Genomic DNA, 524 nt, shown 5'->3' with positions numbered 1-524 from the left:
GCATCACCTTGGTGTCGACCAGGGCGATGATCTTGGACACGTCACCGGCCTGGATCGCCTTGTCGGCTTTCAGGGTATCGATGACTTCGGTGGAGACTTGCTTGATCAGCGCGTCGGGGGCGGTCACCTCTGCACGGGCCGCAAACGGGCCCACCAGCGAAGCGGCAGCCACAGCGGCCAGGGCAACACGGCGGGTCAGGGAAAAGGCAAACATCTGATTCCTTCCTTGTGGAGGCACGGCACCCGTCAAGGCGCCAGCCGGATCAGTCAACGCGCCGACGGGCGTGCTGGTTCACCGGCGTCGGTGACAAATTGCAGCGAGCGGGCACTCACTTGGCCGCTGGCGCATCCTTGTCGGCATCTTCCTCGTCGTCGTGTGACTCCGGCGGGTTGCCGTCATAGACCTGATTCTGCCGCCGAGCCAGGTAGGCATCGCGCAGGAAGCTGTATTTGTCGAGCGCGACATCGTCGAGCACGCGGGAGGCACCCAACAGGCCTGCACGGGTGCTGACCGCCTGCAGCAG

General features: G+C 64.5%; 1 protein-coding gene and 1 pseudogene. Both read right to left on the bottom strand.

Annotated elements, in window-relative coordinates; translation table 11 throughout:
- Positions 1 to 214 (bottom strand): annotated as a pseudogene (locus tag AC1DYI_RS38105) (hypothetical protein); the annotation flags it as partial.
- A gap of 115 nt (positions 215 to 329) precedes the next feature.
- The coding region (locus tag AC1DYI_RS38100) for an MlaA family lipoprotein (protein ID WP_477209224.1) at positions 330 to 524 on the bottom strand (195 nt) is incomplete at its 5' end.

The organism is Ideonella sp. P3_A4 (genome assembly GCF_056403075.1).
The sequence above is the reverse complement of the archived record's forward strand: the minus strand, read 5'-3'. Positions and strand labels throughout refer to the sequence as shown.